At 37.1% G+C, this 17866-nt stretch carries 16 protein-coding genes; 6 read left to right on the top strand and 10 right to left on the bottom strand.

Going from position 1 to position 17866, the window contains the following annotated elements:
- Positions 1-5: 5 nt before the first annotated feature.
- Both hemC and hemA read right to left on the bottom strand, forming a co-directional pair.
- The gene (gene hemC, locus IC610_RS12715) at positions 6-914 is read right to left on the bottom strand and encodes a hydroxymethylbilane synthase (RefSeq protein ID WP_191737195.1); all 909 of its coding nucleotides are present in this window, start codon (positions 912-914) and stop codon (positions 6-8) included.
- Positions 901-2175, bottom strand: a complete 1275-nt coding sequence (hemA, locus tag IC610_RS12720; RefSeq protein ID WP_191737196.1) for a glutamyl-tRNA reductase — start codon at positions 2173-2175, stop codon at positions 901-903. Before hemA ends, hemC begins: the two co-directional genes overlap by 14 nt.
- 237 nt (positions 2176-2412) lie before the next feature.
- Here hemA and IC610_RS12725 point away from each other — a divergent pair, with 237 nt between their 5' ends.
- From IC610_RS12725 to IC610_RS12750, 6 genes are all read left to right on the top strand, one after another.
- Positions 2413-3438, top strand: coding sequence for a rod shape-determining protein (locus IC610_RS12725; protein ID WP_056082629.1), 1026 nt, complete (start codon positions 2413-2415; stop codon positions 3436-3438).
- A 28-nt stretch (positions 3439-3466) separates the two neighbouring features.
- Positions 3467-4321, top strand: coding sequence for a rod shape-determining protein MreC (gene mreC, locus IC610_RS12730; protein ID WP_191737197.1), 855 nt, complete (start codon positions 3467-3469; stop codon positions 4319-4321).
- Positions 4314-4820: a hypothetical protein gene (locus IC610_RS12735; protein ID WP_056082624.1), complete on the top strand. Its 507-nt coding sequence runs from the start codon at positions 4314-4316 to the stop codon at positions 4818-4820. Before mreC ends, IC610_RS12735 begins: the two co-directional genes overlap by 8 nt.
- Positions 4817-6847: a peptidoglycan D,D-transpeptidase FtsI family protein gene (locus IC610_RS12740; protein ID WP_191737198.1), complete on the top strand. Its 2031-nt coding sequence runs from the start codon at positions 4817-4819 to the stop codon at positions 6845-6847. Before IC610_RS12735 ends, IC610_RS12740 begins: the two co-directional genes overlap by 4 nt.
- Complete coding sequence (gene rodA / locus IC610_RS12745) at positions 6844-8073, top strand: rod shape-determining protein RodA (protein WP_191737199.1); 1230 nt, start codon at positions 6844-6846, stop codon at positions 8071-8073. Before IC610_RS12740 ends, rodA begins: the two co-directional genes overlap by 4 nt.
- Positions 8074-8228: 155 nt before the next feature.
- A complete protein-coding gene (locus IC610_RS12750) occupies positions 8229-8810 on the top strand; it encodes a pentapeptide repeat-containing protein (protein WP_191737200.1) in 582 nt (193 codons plus the stop codon).
- Positions 8811-8949: 139 nt separating this feature from the next.
- Here IC610_RS12750 and serS read toward each other — a convergent pair whose 3' ends face one another.
- The 8 genes from serS to IC610_RS12790 all read right to left on the bottom strand — a co-directional run bounded on the left by serS (position 8950) and on the right by IC610_RS12790 (position 17818).
- Positions 8950-10230, bottom strand: coding sequence for a serine--tRNA ligase (gene serS, locus IC610_RS12755; protein WP_191737201.1), 1281 nt, complete (start codon positions 10228-10230; stop codon positions 8950-8952).
- A 110-nt stretch (positions 10231-10340) separates the two neighbouring features.
- Positions 10341-10847 carry a hypothetical protein gene (locus IC610_RS12760; RefSeq protein ID WP_191737202.1) on the bottom strand — a complete coding sequence of 169 codons (507 nt, stop codon included), beginning with the start codon at positions 10845-10847 and terminating at the stop codon, positions 10341-10343.
- Positions 10848-10880: 33 nt separating this feature from the next.
- Positions 10881-12782: an asparagine synthase (glutamine-hydrolyzing) gene (gene asnB / locus IC610_RS12765; protein WP_191737203.1), complete on the bottom strand. Its 1902-nt coding sequence runs from the start codon at positions 12780-12782 to the stop codon at positions 10881-10883.
- A gap of 52 nt (positions 12783-12834) precedes the next feature.
- The gene (locus IC610_RS12770) at positions 12835-14085 is read right to left on the bottom strand and encodes an MATE family efflux transporter (RefSeq protein WP_191737204.1); all 1251 of its coding nucleotides are present in this window, start codon (positions 14083-14085) and stop codon (positions 12835-12837) included.
- Position 14086: 1 nt separating this feature from the next.
- Positions 14087-15217 carry a glycosyltransferase gene (locus IC610_RS12775; protein WP_191737205.1) on the bottom strand — a complete coding sequence of 377 codons (1131 nt, stop codon included), beginning with the start codon at positions 15215-15217 and terminating at the stop codon, positions 14087-14089.
- A gap of 84 nt (positions 15218-15301) precedes the next feature.
- Positions 15302-15790 carry a hypothetical protein gene (locus IC610_RS12780; protein WP_191737206.1) on the bottom strand — a complete coding sequence of 163 codons (489 nt, stop codon included), beginning with the start codon at positions 15788-15790 and terminating at the stop codon, positions 15302-15304.
- A gap of 68 nt (positions 15791-15858) precedes the next feature.
- Positions 15859-17022 (bottom strand): hypothetical protein, encoded by a 1164-nt coding sequence (locus IC610_RS12785; protein WP_191737207.1) that lies wholly within the window; start codon positions 17020-17022, stop codon positions 15859-15861.
- A 10-nt stretch (positions 17023-17032) separates the two neighbouring features.
- Positions 17033-17818, bottom strand: a complete 786-nt coding sequence (locus IC610_RS12790) for a (Fe-S)-binding protein (protein WP_191737208.1) — start codon at positions 17816-17818, stop codon at positions 17033-17035.
- Positions 17819-17866 lie beyond the last annotated feature (48 nt).

The raw sequence follows: 17866 nt of genomic DNA on the forward strand, positions 1-17866 counted from the left end.
AATTGTCAGATCTGATTTTTAATCTCCGCCATCAGTTCTTTTCCACCATTTTCCAAAACGATGTTTGCAAATTTTGCTCCGAAATTTTCTTCTTCATTAAAATCAAAACTTTCGTCGGTGGCGATGTAGTTTTTTCCGTCGAGCGAACAGAGTGCGGCTTTTAATCTGATTTTATCCTCAAACCTTTCTGCGAAAGCACCAATCGGAGCGGTACAGCCACCTTCCAGCGTGCTGAGAAAATTTCTTTCAATTTCCACACAGATTTGGGTTTCCATGTGATTGATTTTAGCTAAAATTTCGTTGATCTCTTTCTTCTCCGAATGTCCGGCAACTGCCACAACACCTTGCGAGGCAGCAGGAATCATCATCGGAAGGAATTCATAATCGATTTCCATCTTCATCCTTTTGATTCCGGCCAGTGATAAAATTGTCGCATCAAAATCCTGCTCCTCCAGTTTCTGAAGTCGGGTCTGAATGTTTCCTCTGATGTCAAAAAATTCCGTTTCGGGATACTGTTTCAGCCAGAAAGCTCTTCTTCTTAAACTGCTTGTCGCTAATTTAAGTTCGTGCAATTCTTTATTGGCAGCAGATTTTCTTCTGATTAAAACATCCTGAGGGAAATCTCTTGCAAGGCAGGCAACGATCTCGATGTTTTCGGGAAGTTTTGTAGGAACATCTTTCAGGGAATGCACAGCGATATCAATTTCGTCGTTCAGTAAAGCAATATCTAAATCTCTTGTGAAAACACCGGTAATTCCCAATGAATAAAGGGGTTGCGTGAGGTTTTTGTCACCTGAAGAAACAATCGGAACAATCTCGGTTGTGTAATTTAATTCCTGCAGTTTTTCTGCCACTTCCTCTGCCTGCCAAAGTGCGAGTGCAGATTTTCTTGTTCCTATTCTAATGTTTTTCATTGAATTCATTGTTGGGTTGTTCCACTAAAATTTCGTGCATCAGTTTGCTGATTTCTTCTGCCTTTAAAGGATTGTCGATGATGTATTTCGCAAAACGGTTGGTGATTTTCTGAATCATTTTTTCAGAAAGTTCCATATCGTTGATGTCGATGTATTTATTTTTTCTGTAAAAGTTGTGCATTTCATTGCGTTCCATGTTTTTCAGGACGGCTTTGAAGTGATGAATGTTGGGCGCCAGTTTTCTCTTTTTTTCCCATTCAAGAAAATCTTTGGTCATTTCTTTAATAATGACTTCCGCTTTCGGGATTTCTTTTTCTCTTTGCTGAATGGTTTCCTGAATCTGTTTTGAAAGTTCGTCAACATCAATTAATGTCACATTTTCAAGTTCGGAAGCATTTTTATCAACGTTATGCGGAATTGAAAGGTCGATAATTAAAATTTCCTTTCCGTTTACGAGATGCGTTTTGTTAATGATCGGTGTTTTTGCTCCGGTGGCAACGATGAGAATATCTGTATTCGCCAATTCCTTTTCGAAATCACTGTAATCAATATTCGGGATATTGTATTTCTCAGAAATTTTAGCTGCTTTTTCCTGAGTCCGGTTGGCTATTTTTATTTTTGGCTGATAAACGTGTTTTACTAAATTTTCAACCGTGTTTTGTCCGATTTCACCAACGCCAAGAAGGAGAATATTTTTCTCTGTAATTCTTTTCTGATTATTTAAAATGTAATGAACGGCAGCGTAAGAAACCGAAGCTGCACCGTTCGAAATTCCCGTTTCGTTTTTTATTCTCTTTGAAATCTGAATCGCGGAATTTATTGACCTTTCTAAAAATGGATTTGAATTTTTTCTTTCTCTTTTAAAACGGGCATACGCTTTTTTGATCTGTCCGATAATTTCAAAATCACCGATAATCTGACTTTCCAGTCCGGCTGCTACACGGAAAAGGTGTTTCAGTGCTTCTTCTTTTGTGAGGATATTCGCAAACTGTAAAAAATCGGTCAGCTGTACATCGATGGTTTTACAGTATTCTTCGGCGATGAGAAGGTAATTGTTGGTTGTGGTGTAAATTTCTGTACGGTTGCAGGTAGACACAACGAATGCGTCACCAAGATCCTGCTCGTGAACTTTGGTAACAAAACTCTTGATGTTTTCATCAAAAAATGCAAATTTTCCTCTTGTCTCTACATCAGCCTTCTCGTAACTGATTGACAGCACGGCAAAATTGGATGTCTGATGTACTTTAGAATACTGTATCATAAACAGGTGCAAATTTAATTCTTTTTTATCAAAGGATTTTGTGATTTAGTAAATGATAAATATCGTGAAAAGCTATTTATAATGATGATAAACAAAGAAAAATCTATTGAAGATTAACTTGTCAGCTGTTAAAGGAAGTTTCAAAATTTAATAAAATTTTAACCAAATTATTTAAAATGAGACTTTATGACTGATGTTAAATTTATATCTTTGTAAACTTAAACCAGCAGAAAAATTATGGGCATATTCGATATGTTTACGCAGGAAATTGCGATAGACTTAGGAACCGCAAATACTCTTATCATACATAATAATAAAATTGTTATTGATCAACCATCTATAGTAGCCATTGAGCGTTCCACAGGAAAGCCGATTGCAGTAGGTGAGCAGGCAAAACATATGCAGGGTAAGACGCACGAAGATATCAAAACCATCCGTCCTTTGAAGGATGGGGTGATTGCTGATTTCCATGCTTCGGAGCACATGATTAAAGAATTTATCAAAAAAATTCCCGGGATTAAAGGGAAGTTTATTCAGCCTGCTTTAAGAATTGTAATCTGTATTCCTTCAGGAATTACTGAGGTTGAAAAAAGAGCGGTAAGAGATTCTGCCCAAAAAGTTAACGCAAAAGAAGTACGTTTGATTTACGAACCAATGGCAGCTGCAATCGGAGTTGGTATTGATGTTCAAAAGCCTGAGGGTAATATGATTATCGATATCGGTGGTGGTACTACTGAAATCGCTGTTGTTGCTTTAGGTGGCATTGTCTGCGATAAATCTGTGAAAATTGCAGGTGACGTATTTACCAATGATATTGCTTATTTTTTAAGAACGCATCACAATTTATATATCGGAGAAAGAACTGCTGAAAGAGTGAAAATCGAAGTAGGTTCTGCAGTTGAAGATCTTGATGTGGATATCGACGATATCCCGGTACAGGGTAGAGACCTTATTACAGGTAAACCAAAAGAAATTATGGTTGGTTACAAAGAAATTGCCCGCGCTCTGGATAAATCAATCATCAGAATTGAAGATTCTGTAATGGAAACTTTATCACTTACTCCTCCGGAATTAGCGGCTGATATCTACAAAACAGGTATTTATCTTGCTGGTGGTGGTGCTTTGCTGAGAGGTTTGGCAGACAGACTTCACAAGAAAACAGGTCTTCCGGTTTTTGTTGCTGAAGATCCTTTGAGAGCTGTTGTAAGAGGTACCGGTATCGCACTTAAGAATATGGATAAATTCAATTTCTTAATTAAATAATTTTAACTTTTTACGACCTTTTATCTGAATGGGATTTTTGCTGAGAATTTTTTCGAAGAACTCTTTGTTTATCTTCTTTATTTTTCTGCAGATCATTGCTCTTGTTCTGATATTTTCTAAAAACGCAATGCAGAAATCGTGGCTCGCAGGTCAAAGTGCGGCCTTTAATGCGTGGGTTTCCGGCTATATTGACGAGGGGGTTTCTTATCTGAAACTCAAGCAGACTAATGAAGATCTCGTGGCTCAGAATAAAATGCTGATGACGCAGCTCTACGGAAAAGGCTACAACAAAAACCCGATGTTCAGAAAGGTACACGATACACTAGGCAATGGGCAAATCTATACTTTTGTAGATGGTGACATTGTTTTTAACAGCATCAACAGAAGAAATAACTACTTCACCATCAACCGCGGAAAACGAGACGGAGTACTTCCTCAAATGGGTGTCATGGCACCGAAAGGAATTGCGGGAATTGTAATAAATTCCACAGAATCCTATGCGCTGGTACAGTCGGTTTTAAGTGTGAATAAAATCAGAATTAATGCTGCTCTGAAAAAGTCAGGCTACTTTGGAACGCTTACCTGGAAGGGCGACAATTCGCGAACAATGCATCTTTCAGATATTCCGAAATATGTTTCTATCAGAGTGGGGGATACCATTGTAACAGACGGTAAATCAGCGATTTTCCCTCAGGGAGTTATGGTTGGGAAAGTGGCAGGATATTCTGTTGATAACCAAACCGGTTTCTGGGATATTTCGGTGGAACTGAGTGAAAAAATGGGTGCTCTAAGTAAAATTTATGTGGTTAAAAACCTGAAAAAAGCAGAAGTGCAGAGAATTCAGGATACCATGCAGGCTGTAATTAACAAAGAACATGATTAGCAGAACGATATTTACCGACCTTTTGATCATGGCATTTTTGGTGGCACTGCAGATTTTTGTGCTCAATAAGATTACCTTATTTGGAATATACATCCCGGTAATTTATCCGGCGTTTGTCATGTTTTATCCGTTTTTCAGAAATAAATTTCAGTTTTTGGCTTTGAGCTTTCTTTTAGGTTTTATCATTGATACTTTTCTACATTCCGGAGGAAATAATGCTTTTGCTACAACGCTTATCGCTTATTTCAGAACCTTAATCTTCAGAACATCTACAGATACTTCCACAGACTTTTTCTCATTCCAGTCTTTGCAGTGGAGTCAGTTTTTACTTTTCTTATTTTCAAGTATCTTCCTGCACCAGCTTTTTGTGCAGTATATTGAGTTTTTCAAGTTCACAAGAATTTTTGAAATTTTACTCAATATATCGATTACAAGTTTAATTTCGTTTATATTTATAATAATTTACGCATTAATCTTTAAAATCAAACAGAAAGTTTGAATACACGCTATTTAAAAATCTTCTCCATTCTTGTTGTCATTGCTCTCATTTTCGTAGCAAGGCTTTCGTATTTGCAGTTGTTTACTGACAGATATGCACTCAACGCTGCCAATACATCCATTAAAACTGAATACATTATTCCCCAAAGAGGCGTAATCTTCGACCGGAACGGAAAAATTTTGGTTGGAAATCAGCCAGCCTACGAAATCTCTTTCACTCAGGCTTTGATGAAACCCGATTTTGACACCGTTGCATTCTGTAATTTAATGAAAATTACAGAACAGGATTTCATTACAAGAATCAATAATATTAAAAAAGAAAAGTATTTTTCCAAGCTCACACCAATGACTTTCTTTAAGGATCTGAGTAGGGAAGATATTGCAAGAGTTCAGGAAATTATATTTAAATATCCTGCGTTTAACATTGTTTCGAGACCTCAGAGACAGTACGAGGTTTCTACTTCAGGAAATCTTTTGGGCTACACGAATGAGGTAAACGATGGCGAGATCAAGAAAGATTCTACCTACTATCTTCCGGGAGATTTTATCGGTAAAAGTGGTGTTGAAAAAGCCTACGAAAAAGATCTCCGTGGAATTAAAGGCATAAAATACATTCAGAAAGACATTAAACTCCGCAATGTTGGTCCTTACAAAAACGGAACTTTGGATAAAGAGGTTGTTACCGGAAAAGACATTACGCTAACCATCGATTACGATTTGCAGCGAATGGCTGAAGAAATGCTCGTTGATAAACACGGAGCTGTCGTTGCCATAGATCCCAACAACGGTGAAGTTCTGGTTGCAGCAACCGGTCCGGATATTGATCCCAATCTTTTTACAGGTCCCAACAAGTCAAAAAATCTTTACCGACTTTCAAAAGATACCATTTACGAAAACAAACCAACGTTCGACAGATCTTTGCAGGCGGGTTATCCTCCGGGATCTACTTTCAAATTGCTGACCGCTCTGGCAGCGATGCAGATGGGGGTGATGACTGACAAAACAATTTTCCCATGCGGTGGCGGTTTTTACTACAGAGGAAAAAGAATCAAAGGTCACGGTGGTGCTGATCCGCTGATTCCTTCTATTCAGGTTTCGAGCAACTGTTTTTTCACTTATGCTTTTATTGCGATCATCAAGAAATATCCGGGAAATCCATCCAAAGGAGTTGACGAATGGAAAAAGATCATGAGCAGTTTTGGAGTGGGTGAGTTTTTAAATAATGATTTTGCTGTTGGTGCAAAAGGCAGAATTCCTTCAGGGGATTTTTATGAAAAACGTTTCAAAGCAATTATGAAGGCGAATGGTTCCCAGAAAGTAGATTTTAAAAACTGGGACGAAATGCCGACTGGTGCGATTTACAACGGGATGGGTCAGGGTGATGTTTTGGTAACGCCGATTCAGCTCGCAAATTATGTGGCTGCAATTGCGAACCGTGGTTGGTACTACACGCCTCATATCGTGAAATCAATTGATGGGAAACCTAATCCAGATCCAAGATTCAAAAAGAAACATCAGACTTTGGTTGAAGCAAGACATTTTGAGCCTGTTTTAAAAGGTATGGAAGCGGTGGTGCTTGCAGGTACAGCCAGAGGTCTGAAATCCACCGAGTTCACTCAGTTAGCAAAAACAGGAACTGCACAGGTTCCGCAGGGGAAAGACAACTCCATTTTTGTTTTAATTGCGCCTGCAGATAAGCCTAAAATTGTAGTGGTCGCCGTAATGGAACATGCAGGATTTGGAGCAACATGGGCAGGGCCGGCGTGTACAGTTATTGCAGAAAAATACATTACAGGAGACCTGAAGCGTGAACATCTTTATAAAAAAATGGTCACTGCGAGCTTTATGCCTGAATACAAACGTCAGTGGATTGCGGATTTAAAACGAAAAGGTCTGTACAAAGATCCAAAACCGGATTCTTTAAAACTGAAAAAAATACAGGACAGCCTGGAAATGGTAAAAAAACAAAAAGCCAGACTTCAGGAAAAAGAAAAGGCAAAAAAAACTTCTAAAAACCCGAAATTATGAAGTGGACAGAAGGAATAGACAAGTTGGGGCTCGGGCTGTATTTTTTGCTGTGCATCTTTGCCATCGCCAATATTTACAGCGTTGACCAGAAGTTGGGCGAAAAACAATTAATTTTCTTCGGGATTTCAATAGTTGTAGGCTTAATTATTTTTTTCAGCAGAAGTAAATTTTTCGAAAACCTTTCAGCAATTTTCTATATAGGAGGAGTTTTAATGCTCGCAGGATTACATGTTTTCGGTACCGAAATTTTAGGACAGAAAAACTGGTACAAATTCGGAGGATTTACAATGCAGCCGGTAGAATTTTCGAAGATAGGTACTGCCTTGATGCTCGCAAGCTACGTTTCGGGTGCCGAATTTAATTTAAAAAATAGAAAATCGCTCATCACAACTTTAGCCATCGTGGGAATTCCTGCCATTGTGGTTTTGTCCATTCCAGATGTGGGGTCTTTGCTAGTATTTACGGCCTTTTTCATTGCTTTATACCGTGAAGGATTGAGTGGCTGGCTGTTTGGAATAGGAGGTTTATTTGCCGGCGTTTTTCTTATTTCTTTGGCCGTAAATCCACTTTACGTGGTTATTGTCATCGTTTTAATTTACGCGGTATTTATTTTCTTAAATTACCACAGGATGTCATGGGATGTGATCTCTGTTGCAGGTATTGCAGGCTCACTGCTTCTTCTGTGTGGTTTGGCGTTCGGAACTCCTTATGTTCTGGAAAAACTTCCCAAACATCAGAGAGAGAGAATTGAAGTTTTATACAAAGGTGAAAAAGCCTTCAGAGATACCTCAGGATATAATTTATTGTATTCTAAAACGGCCATCGGTTCTGGCGGAATGTTTGGCAAAGGCTACCGGGAAGGTTCTGTTACGCAGGGAAAATTTGTTCCAGAACAGGAAACCGATTATATTTTCTGTACCGTAGGCGAAGAATGGGGATTTGTAGGAAGTTCTGTGCTGGTTTTATGTTACATGGTTTTTATCGGCAGAATTTACTACCTCGCAGAAAAGCAGAAATCAACCTTTAACAGAGTTTTCGGGTTTTCGTTTGCCTCAATACTTTTAATGCACTTTTCCATCAATTTAGGGATGGTGATGGGCTTGTTTCCAACGGTAGGAATTCCGTTGCCATACTTCAGTTACGGTGGAAGTTCGCTTTTGGCATTCTCAATTATGACTTTTATTTTCTTTAAACTAAATTACGCAGATAAGAACAGTTTGGTGTAAAAAGGTGGAAAGCTGGGTGATGTGAGCTGGAAGTTTCCAAACAATCTTTAAAATCTGCTCAACCTTCAAAATCAGCGTGAGAAAATACTGTTTTTAAAATTCAATTTTTGGTATTTTTACTATTAGATTTTTCAAATTAAATTTAAAAGATTTTAATGAGCGAAGTTTACATTTCAGAGCAAAATTATTCCAATTCAAATTTCGCCGAATCTCCTTTGCAGACAGGTGAATATGAAAACTGCACTTTTAAAAACTGCAATTTTGAATATGCCGATTTTTCCGGTTTTAAATTTAGTGACTGTGAATTTACAGACTGTAATCTCAGTATGGCTAAGCTAAACTCCACGGCTTTCCGCGATGTCATTTTTAGAGATTCTAAAATGCTTGGTCTTGCCTTCGATTCCTGTAATGATTTCGGACTGTCTTTTAAATTTGAAAACTGTCTGCTGAGCAATTCTATATTTTACAAACTGTCACTCAGAAAAAATGTTTTTAAAGACTGTGTTCTACACGAAACCGACTTTTCGGAAACTGATCTCAGAAACGCCGCTTTTCTAAACTGTGATCTTTCAGGAGCCACTTTCGACCGTACCAACCTCGAACAGACCGACTTCAGAACAGCTTTTAATTTTGCATTTAATCCTGATAACAACAAAATGAAAGGCGCTAGATTTTCACCTTCAAATCTCTCAGGTTTACTGCTTCATCATAAAATTATTATCGACAAAAACGCATAAAAAAACCACCCCGGAAAGGTGGTCTAAATTTATATTTAAATTAGTTCGAGGTAAGTTTACTATTAAAATCAATCTTAAATTTGCCTGCAAATTCTTAAAAAACTTACAGCTAAATAGATCTTAAAGATTCAAATCTAAATTAGTTAATCAAATCAAACTTCGCATATTCAGCTACTTTCTTCGGCAGTTTAATTCCTTCATCAGTCTGATTATTTTCAAGCAAAGCCGCCATGATTCTTGGTAAAGCCATCGCAGAACCGTTCAAAGTATGCACCAGCTGAGACTTTCCATCTGCTTTGTATCTGCACTTCAATCTGTTCGCCTGAAAAGTTTCAAAATTGGAAACTGAACTTACCTCAAGCCATTTTTCCTGAGCCGCACTCCAGACTTCAAAATCGTAAGTCATCGCAGAAGCAAATCCTGTATCACCGCCACAAAGTCTTAAAACTCTGTACGGAAGCTCAAGATCAGTTAAAATTTCTTTGATATGTTCTACCATTTCTTCCAAAACAGCATAGGAATTTTCCGGCTTTTCGATTCTTACAATCTCCACTTTTTCAAACTGATGAAGACGGTTCAGACCTCGTACGTGAGCGCCGTAACTTCCCGCTTCTCTTCTGTAGCACTGTGAAAACGCTGTATTTTTGATTGGAAGATCTTTTTCCTGAAACAAAACATCACGGTAAAGATTCGTTACCGGAACTTCAGCCGTAGGAATTAAAAACAGAGTTTCTACTGTTGTATTATTTGCAATTTCATACATCTGCCCTTCCTTATCTGGTAGTTGTCCTGTTCCGTAGCCTGAAGCTTCATTTATAACGTGAGGAGGATTCACTTCCATGTATCCCTTGTCCACATTTTTATCTAAAAAATACTGAACCAAAGCTCTCTGTAGTCTCGCACCTTTTCCAAGATAAACAGGGAAGCCTGCTCCGGCAATTTTTGCACCCAGTTCAAAATCGATCAGGTTGTATTTTTTTGCCAGTTCCCAGTGCGGAATTGCACCTTCACCTAAGCCTTCCACATCGTGAGACTGATAAATAATTTCGTTATCATCTGCTGATACACCGGCTTTCACCTTCTCGTTCGGAATATTCGGGATCTGATATAAAATGTTCATTAAATCAGTCTCCAAAACGCTGAGTTTGCTTTCAAGTTCTTTGCTCGATTCCTTGTACTGTGCTGTTTTAGATTTCGACGATTCTGCTTCTTCTTTTTTGCCTTCTCTCATTAAAATCCCGATTTCTTTGGCGATTTTGTTCGATTCGGCAAGTTGAGAATCCAGTTCAAACTGAATTTTTTTTCTTTCTTCATCGGCAGCAATGGCTTCGTCTACCAATTCAGGATTTTTGAACTGTCTCTTTTTAAGACCTTCTAAAACGCGTTCCTTATTGTCGCGCAAAAATTGAACCTGTAACATAAATGAGTTGTTGGGTGTTTGAAAATAATGAATGGTCAATATATTTTTACCGAAAATGATGATCATTTTTCGCTTAAAAACCGTTCATCCTGCAATTTATGAAAATTAAATTATTTCGTAATGGTAAATGTATTTCCGGAGGTTGGAGTTTTATTAAAAACTTCATTTTTATTGTACAGAACCTTAGATACCTCAAAAAGAGTAGGCGACCACCGGTACTGAATCTCCATGGTGTCTCTCACTTCTGCAAAAGCGGTGTCATTTATTTTCTGGCTCATTTTAAGAGCAATCTGAGAATGGTAAATCCTGTTGTCATTTGCGTCCGTAGACAGCAATCTTCTTGTGGCTCCCGCTGTGTACTGAATGGAGTAGGTAGAATCCGCTTGCATTGCCGGACTGGAAAATGTAACCGGCGAATTGTCTGTCTCCCCGAAAACATCGTTCATGGTAATGTTTGAATAGGATCCAACGGCTGTGGGATTCAGAAGGTCCTGTCCCGCAGCATTTTTCATATAAAAAGTGATGATCTGATCAATGTTCTGCAGGCTTTCCTCATCAGTTCTGCAACTCAGAAGTGCCAGTAAAAACAATGATAATCCCCAAAGATATTTCTTCATTGTACAAAGTTAAAATATTAATTTGTAGAGCGGTTACAGATTTTCAAAATATTTCTGATACCAAAGCTCAAATGTCACGAGCTGCCAGATCTTCACACAGTCGTAAACGTTGTTTTGATTTTTCCACCAGCGGTCTATTGTTTCGGCCTCGAAGAAATTCCGTTTTTTCAGGCTTTCAAGATTTTCGGTGATAAAATGTTGAACTTTTTTTTCATTTTTAATGAAATGATGCAGTGGAAAAGAAAATCCTCTTTTGGGCATGTTCAAAACTTCTTTTGGAAGATAATTTTCAGCCACTTTTCTCAGTAACGGCTTATTTTCTATACCGTTAAACCTGAATTTCTCCGGTAAAGTCAATACGAAATCAATAAGTTCATTGCTCAGATAAGGATATCGGAATTCCACGCCAAATTTCATTGCACTGAGATCATCCCTGAAAACGTGATGTGACGATAGAGAATATTTCATATCATATTCAAAATAACCTGAATAGTTTTTGGTTTCAGTTAAATGAAATCTTTTGAAATCTATATTGATTGTTTTAAAGATGTCAGATTTCAAAACATTTTCAGCCTCCAATGGCTTCATTCCAACCTGACTTTGGCGGAAAAAATCAAAAATAAACTCCTGAGAAAAGTAATTTTTGACCTTTTGAGAAAGCGGGTCTTTCGTAAAAATAAAGTTTCTGACAAAATTAAAATTCTTCAGCACCAGCCATTTTTTCAGTTTTAAAGTGTGTCCATAACCTCCGAAAAGTTCATCTGCACCATTTCCGCTTAAAACTACTTTAAAGCCCAGGTTTTTTGCGTCCTCTGCAGCATTCATCAACACTTCCAGACTTGAATAAGGCTCTTCAAAATGCTGAATATTTTCTTTTAAATCTGCTAAAACTTCATCATCGTTCACCTTTTTTATATGATGTTTAATTTTAAGTTTTTCAGCAACCAGAGAGGCATTTTTAACTTCATCTTCAGCAAATTTATACTGAATAGTAAAAGCATTAACATCATTTTTAAAAGGTTTTGCTTTTGCAGTAATCAAAGTGGAATCAATTCCTCCGCTCATCATGCTTGTGACCGGAACGTCAGCGTAAAGCTGTTCGGAAACACTTTTCGATAGCAATTCGTCGATTTTTTTTACCGCTTCTTCCTCAGAAATTTCAGAATTTATTTTTGAACTTAAAGTCCAGAATTTTTCTTTTGTGATGGAATGATTTTCGAGATTTAAAATCATTAAACTTCCTGCTTCCAGCGAAAAAATATCCTTAAAACAGGTTTCCGGAGCCAAAGTGGTCTGAAAAAGAAAATTGGTATAAACGCCGTTCCAGTTGATTTCGGGTTTTACAAATTCGTTTTTTAAAATAGATTTTATTTCTGATGCCCAAATCAGGCCATCATTATTTTTGATGTAAAAAAGAGGTTTCAAACCCATTCTGTCGCGCCCAAAAATGACTTTTTTCTGATTTAAATCTACGATGCAAATCGCAAACATTCCGTCCAGCTTTTCAAACATTGAAATTCCCCAGTGTTCGTAGGCTTTCAGGATGACTTCTGTATCGGAACTGCTTTTAAAGTAATAATTATAGTTTTCAAGTTCGACCCGTAATTCTTTGAAATTATAAATCTCACCGTTAAATGTGATGATTAAATTTTCCTCCTGTGAAGTCATGGGTTGGTGCCCGTTTTCGGAAAGATCAACAATAGAAAGTCTTCGGAAACCCAATGCCAAACGTGATTTTTCATCTTTAATAACCGGAAAGGTTTCCTTGATTTTTTCTGTAGAATCAATTCCTGAAAAAAACTTTCCCCAATTTTGATTGAAAAGCCAAAAACCTTCGTCATCGGGACCGCGGTGCTGAATTGCCTTATTCATTTCCAGAATATTCTTCGTAGAAATTTCTTTTTTAAATGAATAATAACCGCAGATTCCGCACATGATTTTGATATTGTGATGTAAAAATAAGAAAAGTGCAGGTTTTAGAGGGATTTTACTTTTTCAGAAATTTAGATTTTATATCATTCCAATCGCTTTTGGAAATCAAAAAATCCTTAACGTCAAACGTTGTGGAACGGTAGAAATGATAAAATAAAATTGACGCAGAAACGCAGTATGAAGCGACAGTGGCAATGCCGGCACCGTAAATTCCGTATTCTGGTATTAAAATAACTGATAAGAAAATTGTAACAGCTAAGCCAATAATCGATTTGATGTTTAGAATTTTCAGTTCTTTAATTCCTGAAAAATAATAGCCTACCATATCGCTCACTGCAATAGCAAAGATTCCTAAAGACAGAATGAGCATAATTTCTTTGGTCCGACGGAAAGCGCTGCCGAAAATAAGCTCATAAACCGAAGCGGGAATGACGATTATTCCGAGGATAAAAATCATCATCAGGCTAAACGAAAGTTTTAGTGAATGTTTTGTTTTTAGAATAGATTCATCCCTGCTTTTGCTGTTGATCACTTCTGAATAAAGGACGACAGCAATGCTTCGGGTAATCGTCCAGATGGCTTCTGCAAAGGTAATTCCGACGGAAAAAATTCCGACTGTTGAAATTCCTTCGTAATGTTCAAGAAAATAAAATGAGAGTCTGTAATTTAAAAACTGAATCAGCGCACTGAATTGGTTCTTCCAGCCGTAATCAAACATGTTTCTGAAAACTTCGGATGAAAATTTAAAGTTGGATGATTTACATTTTTTGATAATCTGAAAAAAACTTATTAAAAATAAAAAGGCAAGACAAAAAGTCTGAGCTGTAAAGTAGGTTGAAACCTCTTTTAAATTTAAAATAAAAATAAATCCAAATAGAAAAACGACATGTAAAAGCTGTTGAAGAACAGTGTAAATGTTGAACATTTTAATATTCCGCATTCCGATAAAAAGATTGACGTTTACGGATAGCAGTGCTGAAAATATGGATATTCCAATCAAATGAAAAAGATAGGCTGACTGTATTTTAGAAAATAAAAAAAGCAGTGGTACCGCAATTCCCGTCAAAATCGACCAGAGATATGAGTACACCAAAATCTGCTCTGTTTTGAATTTTGAAGCAAAATAGGAAGTACTGCTTCCGGCAAAAATGCTGCTGAAAAAACCTACAATTGCAGCATTGGCAATTACAATCGAGATTGTTCCTTTGCCTTCACTGCCCCAAAACTGTGTGGAGAAAATGACCAGCCCGAAACTCAGAATGAGAATAAGAAAGCGGGACACAAATGTTTTCAGAATCGTGAGCATCTTATTTGTGGCTGGTTTTTATAAATTCGGTAAAAGAATTTTTAATCACATTCCAGTTGTATTTCTCTCTGAAAGCCTGATCTGCATTTTGCGCATGAGTTTTATAATGCTCAGGATTTTTAATGTAATTTAAAATAATGTCAGCAATTCTTTCTGAATCATCCGGATTGACTGAATATCCGAAACCTGAAATATCCATGTGCTGTCGAATGCCCTTTAAATCTGAATAAATCACAGGTTTTCCGGCTCCCATGTAGTAGAAAAGTTTGATGGGAAGGGAATGATTATTTTCGAAATTCAATTCGCGTAGATCAAAACAAATGTCAGCTTCGGCGAAACTTTCAGTAAATTTCTCAAATGACATTGGTTTTTTAATTTCAATATTTTTAAACTGGTATTCTGAAAGAAGATTTTCAAAGTAAACACGATCGTTTTCATTTCTTGCAGAACCGATAATGAGGATTTTAATTTCAACATCAGTGTCCTTTTTTCGCACCAAATCGATGGCTTTGAAGAAGTTTCCGATTCCTTTATCCTTAGAAATCTGTCCGGTACAGCACAGTGTTATCTGATTTGAATCTAATTTTTTAATGTTGGAAAAAATAAATTCAGAATCCGGATAGTAGGGCAGGATGATATTTCTTTTGAAAGGAAAAAAGTAAGCCAGCGGAAACTTTTTGGTCGTTTCTCCATAAATAAAATCTGTACTCAGAAAACCGGCGTACAAATTAATAAGGAAGAATTTTACAGCGTGAAAAATTTTGGATGGATAAGGAAGATGAATGATCATCGACATCGCCGGATACCATTCGGTTATATCGTAAACGACTGATGTTTTTTTTATTTTCTGAAACTGATGCGCTGCAAAAACAGCCAATGGCTCAGAGCAAATGATTGTGTCGGGTTGAAAAGAGTTACAGACTTTAAGAAAAGCTTCAATCTTCTGCTGAGAAGAGTGATGTAGAATAGGGTACGATTCAATTTCAATCTGATGTGAAATTTCATTTAAATCATCAGAAAGGCTTGTAATTTTAACTTCAAAACCTGCATCAGCAAGCGATTTTGCCTGATGATAGTAGATGCGGTCATCCTTCGAATGGTGCGCCGTAGTTAAAAAAAGCACTTTTAGCATTTGTAACTTCAAAATAACAAAATTTCCTCTGAAGTCTCAAAATTAATTCGAAACCGCAGAGGAAATTTAAATATGAGTTTAAGATTATTTGATTACCGAAGCCCAGCTTCTCTCGAAAGGCAAAAGGAAATTTCCTAAAAATTCAAGATAGGTATTCTTTGAAAAATCAAAAACATCGATGTCTCTGGAGATTTCTCCGTTTCTGATTTTTGATTTGAAATCGATCAGTTTCAGTGTTTTTACTTCGCCATTTTCCACAAAACTAGCTTTCATTCTGTCGAATAATCCCAATTGATATTCGTCGTCAATTTCGCGCATAATTTTTCCGAGTGCATCAATGCTGCAGCCGGAAGCCATTTCTTTTTCCTCATCCACACAGATAACAATGAACTGATTTTTTTCGATTTTAAAAGATGAGGACAGCGGTTTACCGTGAGCAGCCCATGTAGCCAGGAAGTCGTACAGTTTTTCTGTGATTTTCTTTGCTTCAACGGTTGCAAGTGGTCTTGATGCGGGATATATAATGACTCTGTAGTCGTTGGCTTCTACAATATCAGATTCTTCAATTTTCATAAGCTTATATTTTGATTGAATAAAATCAGCGGATGCGATTTCAATTAAATAAATTTTAAAGTGTAAAATTAAGCAATTTTCCCGATTCTCAGATTGGGATATCTTTTACTTACACTATAGAAAAAAGTCATGAGCAACAGAGCGATAAACGGAAAGAAAAACCGTATCGCTGCCGACTGCGGAAATAATACGAATTTAATGTAAATGTTGAGTACAAAACAGATGGCAAATAATCTTGTAAACTTATCTTTTGTAAAACAAAATATACCGATCAGCATTGCAATACATGAAACAGTTACTTTTTTGAAGTACAGTAATTTTGAAATAAGAAAACTGAAATATTCGGACATTGTAAAATCTGCAGATTGTTTGCTGATGAATGGTCTTCTGTAAATGAAGGTGTCATAGAAAAGTGCCTTCCAGCCGGGATAGTTGTAATAATGAAGAATGGAAGCGTAAATGACAATCAAAAAAGCGGACTGAAGCAGAATCAGATAATTGATTTTTTTCGAAGAAATATATTCAAAAATAAACTGAGTCGCATAAAATGTGAGTGAAAAAGTGATGTAATCCGGTCGTACAATGACGATTAAAAACTGGAGTAAAAATATGATCCAGTGGTTCCATTTTTTTAAAAATGCAATCATAAAAAGCATCATAAACTGGAAGATAAACATATCCGGCGTTGAAATCTGCGCCATGTGGGTCATCGGATTGAGTAAACAGATGCTGACAGTGAGCAGTAACGAAAGCCAGGGATTTCTCGGAAAGATGATTTTTAAAACAAAAAATATTAGAATTCCTGAGATAAAATAGGAGATAATGCTGAGAATTGTGACAGACATTGGACCTGTAAATCCGATTTTGTATAAGGCCAGTAATGTCAGATTATATCCAACTTTTATCTGGAAATACGGCAACTGTTCAGTAAATGACTGTGTATTTTTTGTAAACCACTGACGGGTTTCATCGTACAGATTAACACCAATAATGTCTAAATACTCTTTTTCCGGAGCCTCCTGTTTTATCTCCCGATAGATTCTTGCGTGAATTTCTTTTGGTTTATCGGGCTCCAGAATGGTATAAAAACAACCCATGTAACCGGGCATATCCCAGTCGTACATTCTGTTTTTGAAATTCCAAATGCTTAAAAGAAACATTAGTATAAGTGTGATGAGGAAAGAAAATTTCCACTGAGATTTCAGATTACTGAATGATTTTGTTTCCTCCACACACCTGAAATTAAAGATCTTCAGCTTCTGCCAAAAGTTCTACAATGTCTTTTACTTCTACTTCTGTATTTTTATTGAAATGCTTCACACCATCTGTCATCATAGTGTTGCAGAACGGGCAACCTGTTGCAATAACTTTTGGCTCGGTTGAAAGCGCTTCCTCCGTACGTTCGATGTTGACGTCTTTATTCCCTTTTTCCGGCTCCTTAAACATTTGTGCGCCACCGGCACCGCAACAGAGACCGTTGGTTTTGCAACGCTTCATTTCCACCAGTTCGGCATCCAGCTTTTCAAGAAGCATTCTTGGTGCTTCATATTCTCCATTCGCTCTTCCCAGATAACATGGATCGTGAAAAGTGATTTTTTTACCTTTGAATTTTCCTCCTTCAATTTTCAGGCGGCCTTCTTCCATGAGGCTTTTCAGAAACTGAGTGTGGTGTATAACCTCGTAATTTCCGCCTAATGCAGGATATTCGTTTTTTAGAGTATTAAAACAGTGCGGACAGGCCGTCACGATTTTTTTTACTTCGTAAGCATTCAGAACTTCAATATTCGTCAAAGCCATCATCTGGAAAACAAATTCGTTTCCGGCCCGTTTTGCAGGATCACCGGTACAGCTTTCTTCCTGACCGAGAACGGCAAATTCAACGCCGATGTTATTTAAAATTTTGCAGAATGCTCTTGTTATTTTTTTGGCTCTGTCGTCAAAACTTCCCGCACAACCTACCCAGAAGAGAACTTCGGGAGATTTGCCTTCCATTGTGTAATCGGCCATTGTTTTTATAGTGAAATCCATTTTATTTAATTTGAAAATGTGCTAATTTGAGAATTTGAAAATAACCTG

The sequence above is a fragment of the Chryseobacterium caseinilyticum genome (assembly GCF_014837145.1).
Lineage (GTDB): Bacteria > Bacteroidota > Bacteroidia > Flavobacteriales > Weeksellaceae > Chryseobacterium > Chryseobacterium caseinilyticum.

Excerpts from the sequence above, each read along its gene's own strand:
- mreC (WP_191737197.1), top strand. The coding sequence starts at position 3,467 with ATGGGATTTTTGCTGAGAATTTTTTCGAAGAACTCTTTGTTTATCTTC.
- asnB (WP_191737203.1), bottom strand. The coding sequence starts at position 12,782 with ATGTGCGGAATCTGCGGTTATTATTCATTTAAAAAAGAAATTTCTACG.
- IC610_RS12750 (WP_191737200.1), top strand. The coding sequence starts at position 8,229 with ATGAGCGAAGTTTACATTTCAGAGCAAAATTATTCCAATTCAAATTTC.
- hemA (WP_191737196.1), bottom strand. The coding sequence starts at position 2,175 with ATGATACAGTATTCTAAAGTACATCAGACATCCAATTTTGCCGTGCTG.
- IC610_RS12780 (WP_191737206.1), bottom strand. The coding sequence starts at position 15,790 with ATGAAAATTGAAGAATCTGATATTGTAGAAGCCAACGACTACAGAGTC.
- rodA (WP_191737199.1), top strand. The coding sequence starts at position 6,844 with ATGAAGTGGACAGAAGGAATAGACAAGTTGGGGCTCGGGCTGTATTTT.
- IC610_RS12770 (WP_191737204.1), bottom strand. The coding sequence starts at position 14,085 with ATGCTCACGATTCTGAAAACATTTGTGTCCCGCTTTCTTATTCTCATT.
- IC610_RS12725 (WP_056082629.1), top strand. The coding sequence starts at position 2,413 with ATGGGCATATTCGATATGTTTACGCAGGAAATTGCGATAGACTTAGGA.
- IC610_RS12775 (WP_191737205.1), bottom strand. The coding sequence starts at position 15,217 with ATGCTAAAAGTGCTTTTTTTAACTACGGCGCACCATTCGAAGGATGAC.
- IC610_RS12735 (WP_056082624.1), top strand. The coding sequence starts at position 4,314 with ATGATTAGCAGAACGATATTTACCGACCTTTTGATCATGGCATTTTTG.
- hemC (WP_191737195.1), bottom strand. The coding sequence starts at position 914 with ATGAAAAACATTAGAATAGGAACAAGAAAATCTGCACTCGCACTTTGG.
- serS (WP_191737201.1), bottom strand. The coding sequence starts at position 10,230 with ATGTTACAGGTTCAATTTTTGCGCGACAATAAGGAACGCGTTTTAGAA.
- IC610_RS12790 (WP_191737208.1), bottom strand. The coding sequence starts at position 17,818 with ATGGATTTCACTATAAAAACAATGGCCGATTACACAATGGAAGGCAAA.
- IC610_RS12760 (WP_191737202.1), bottom strand. The coding sequence starts at position 10,847 with ATGAAGAAATATCTTTGGGGATTATCATTGTTTTTACTGGCACTTCTG.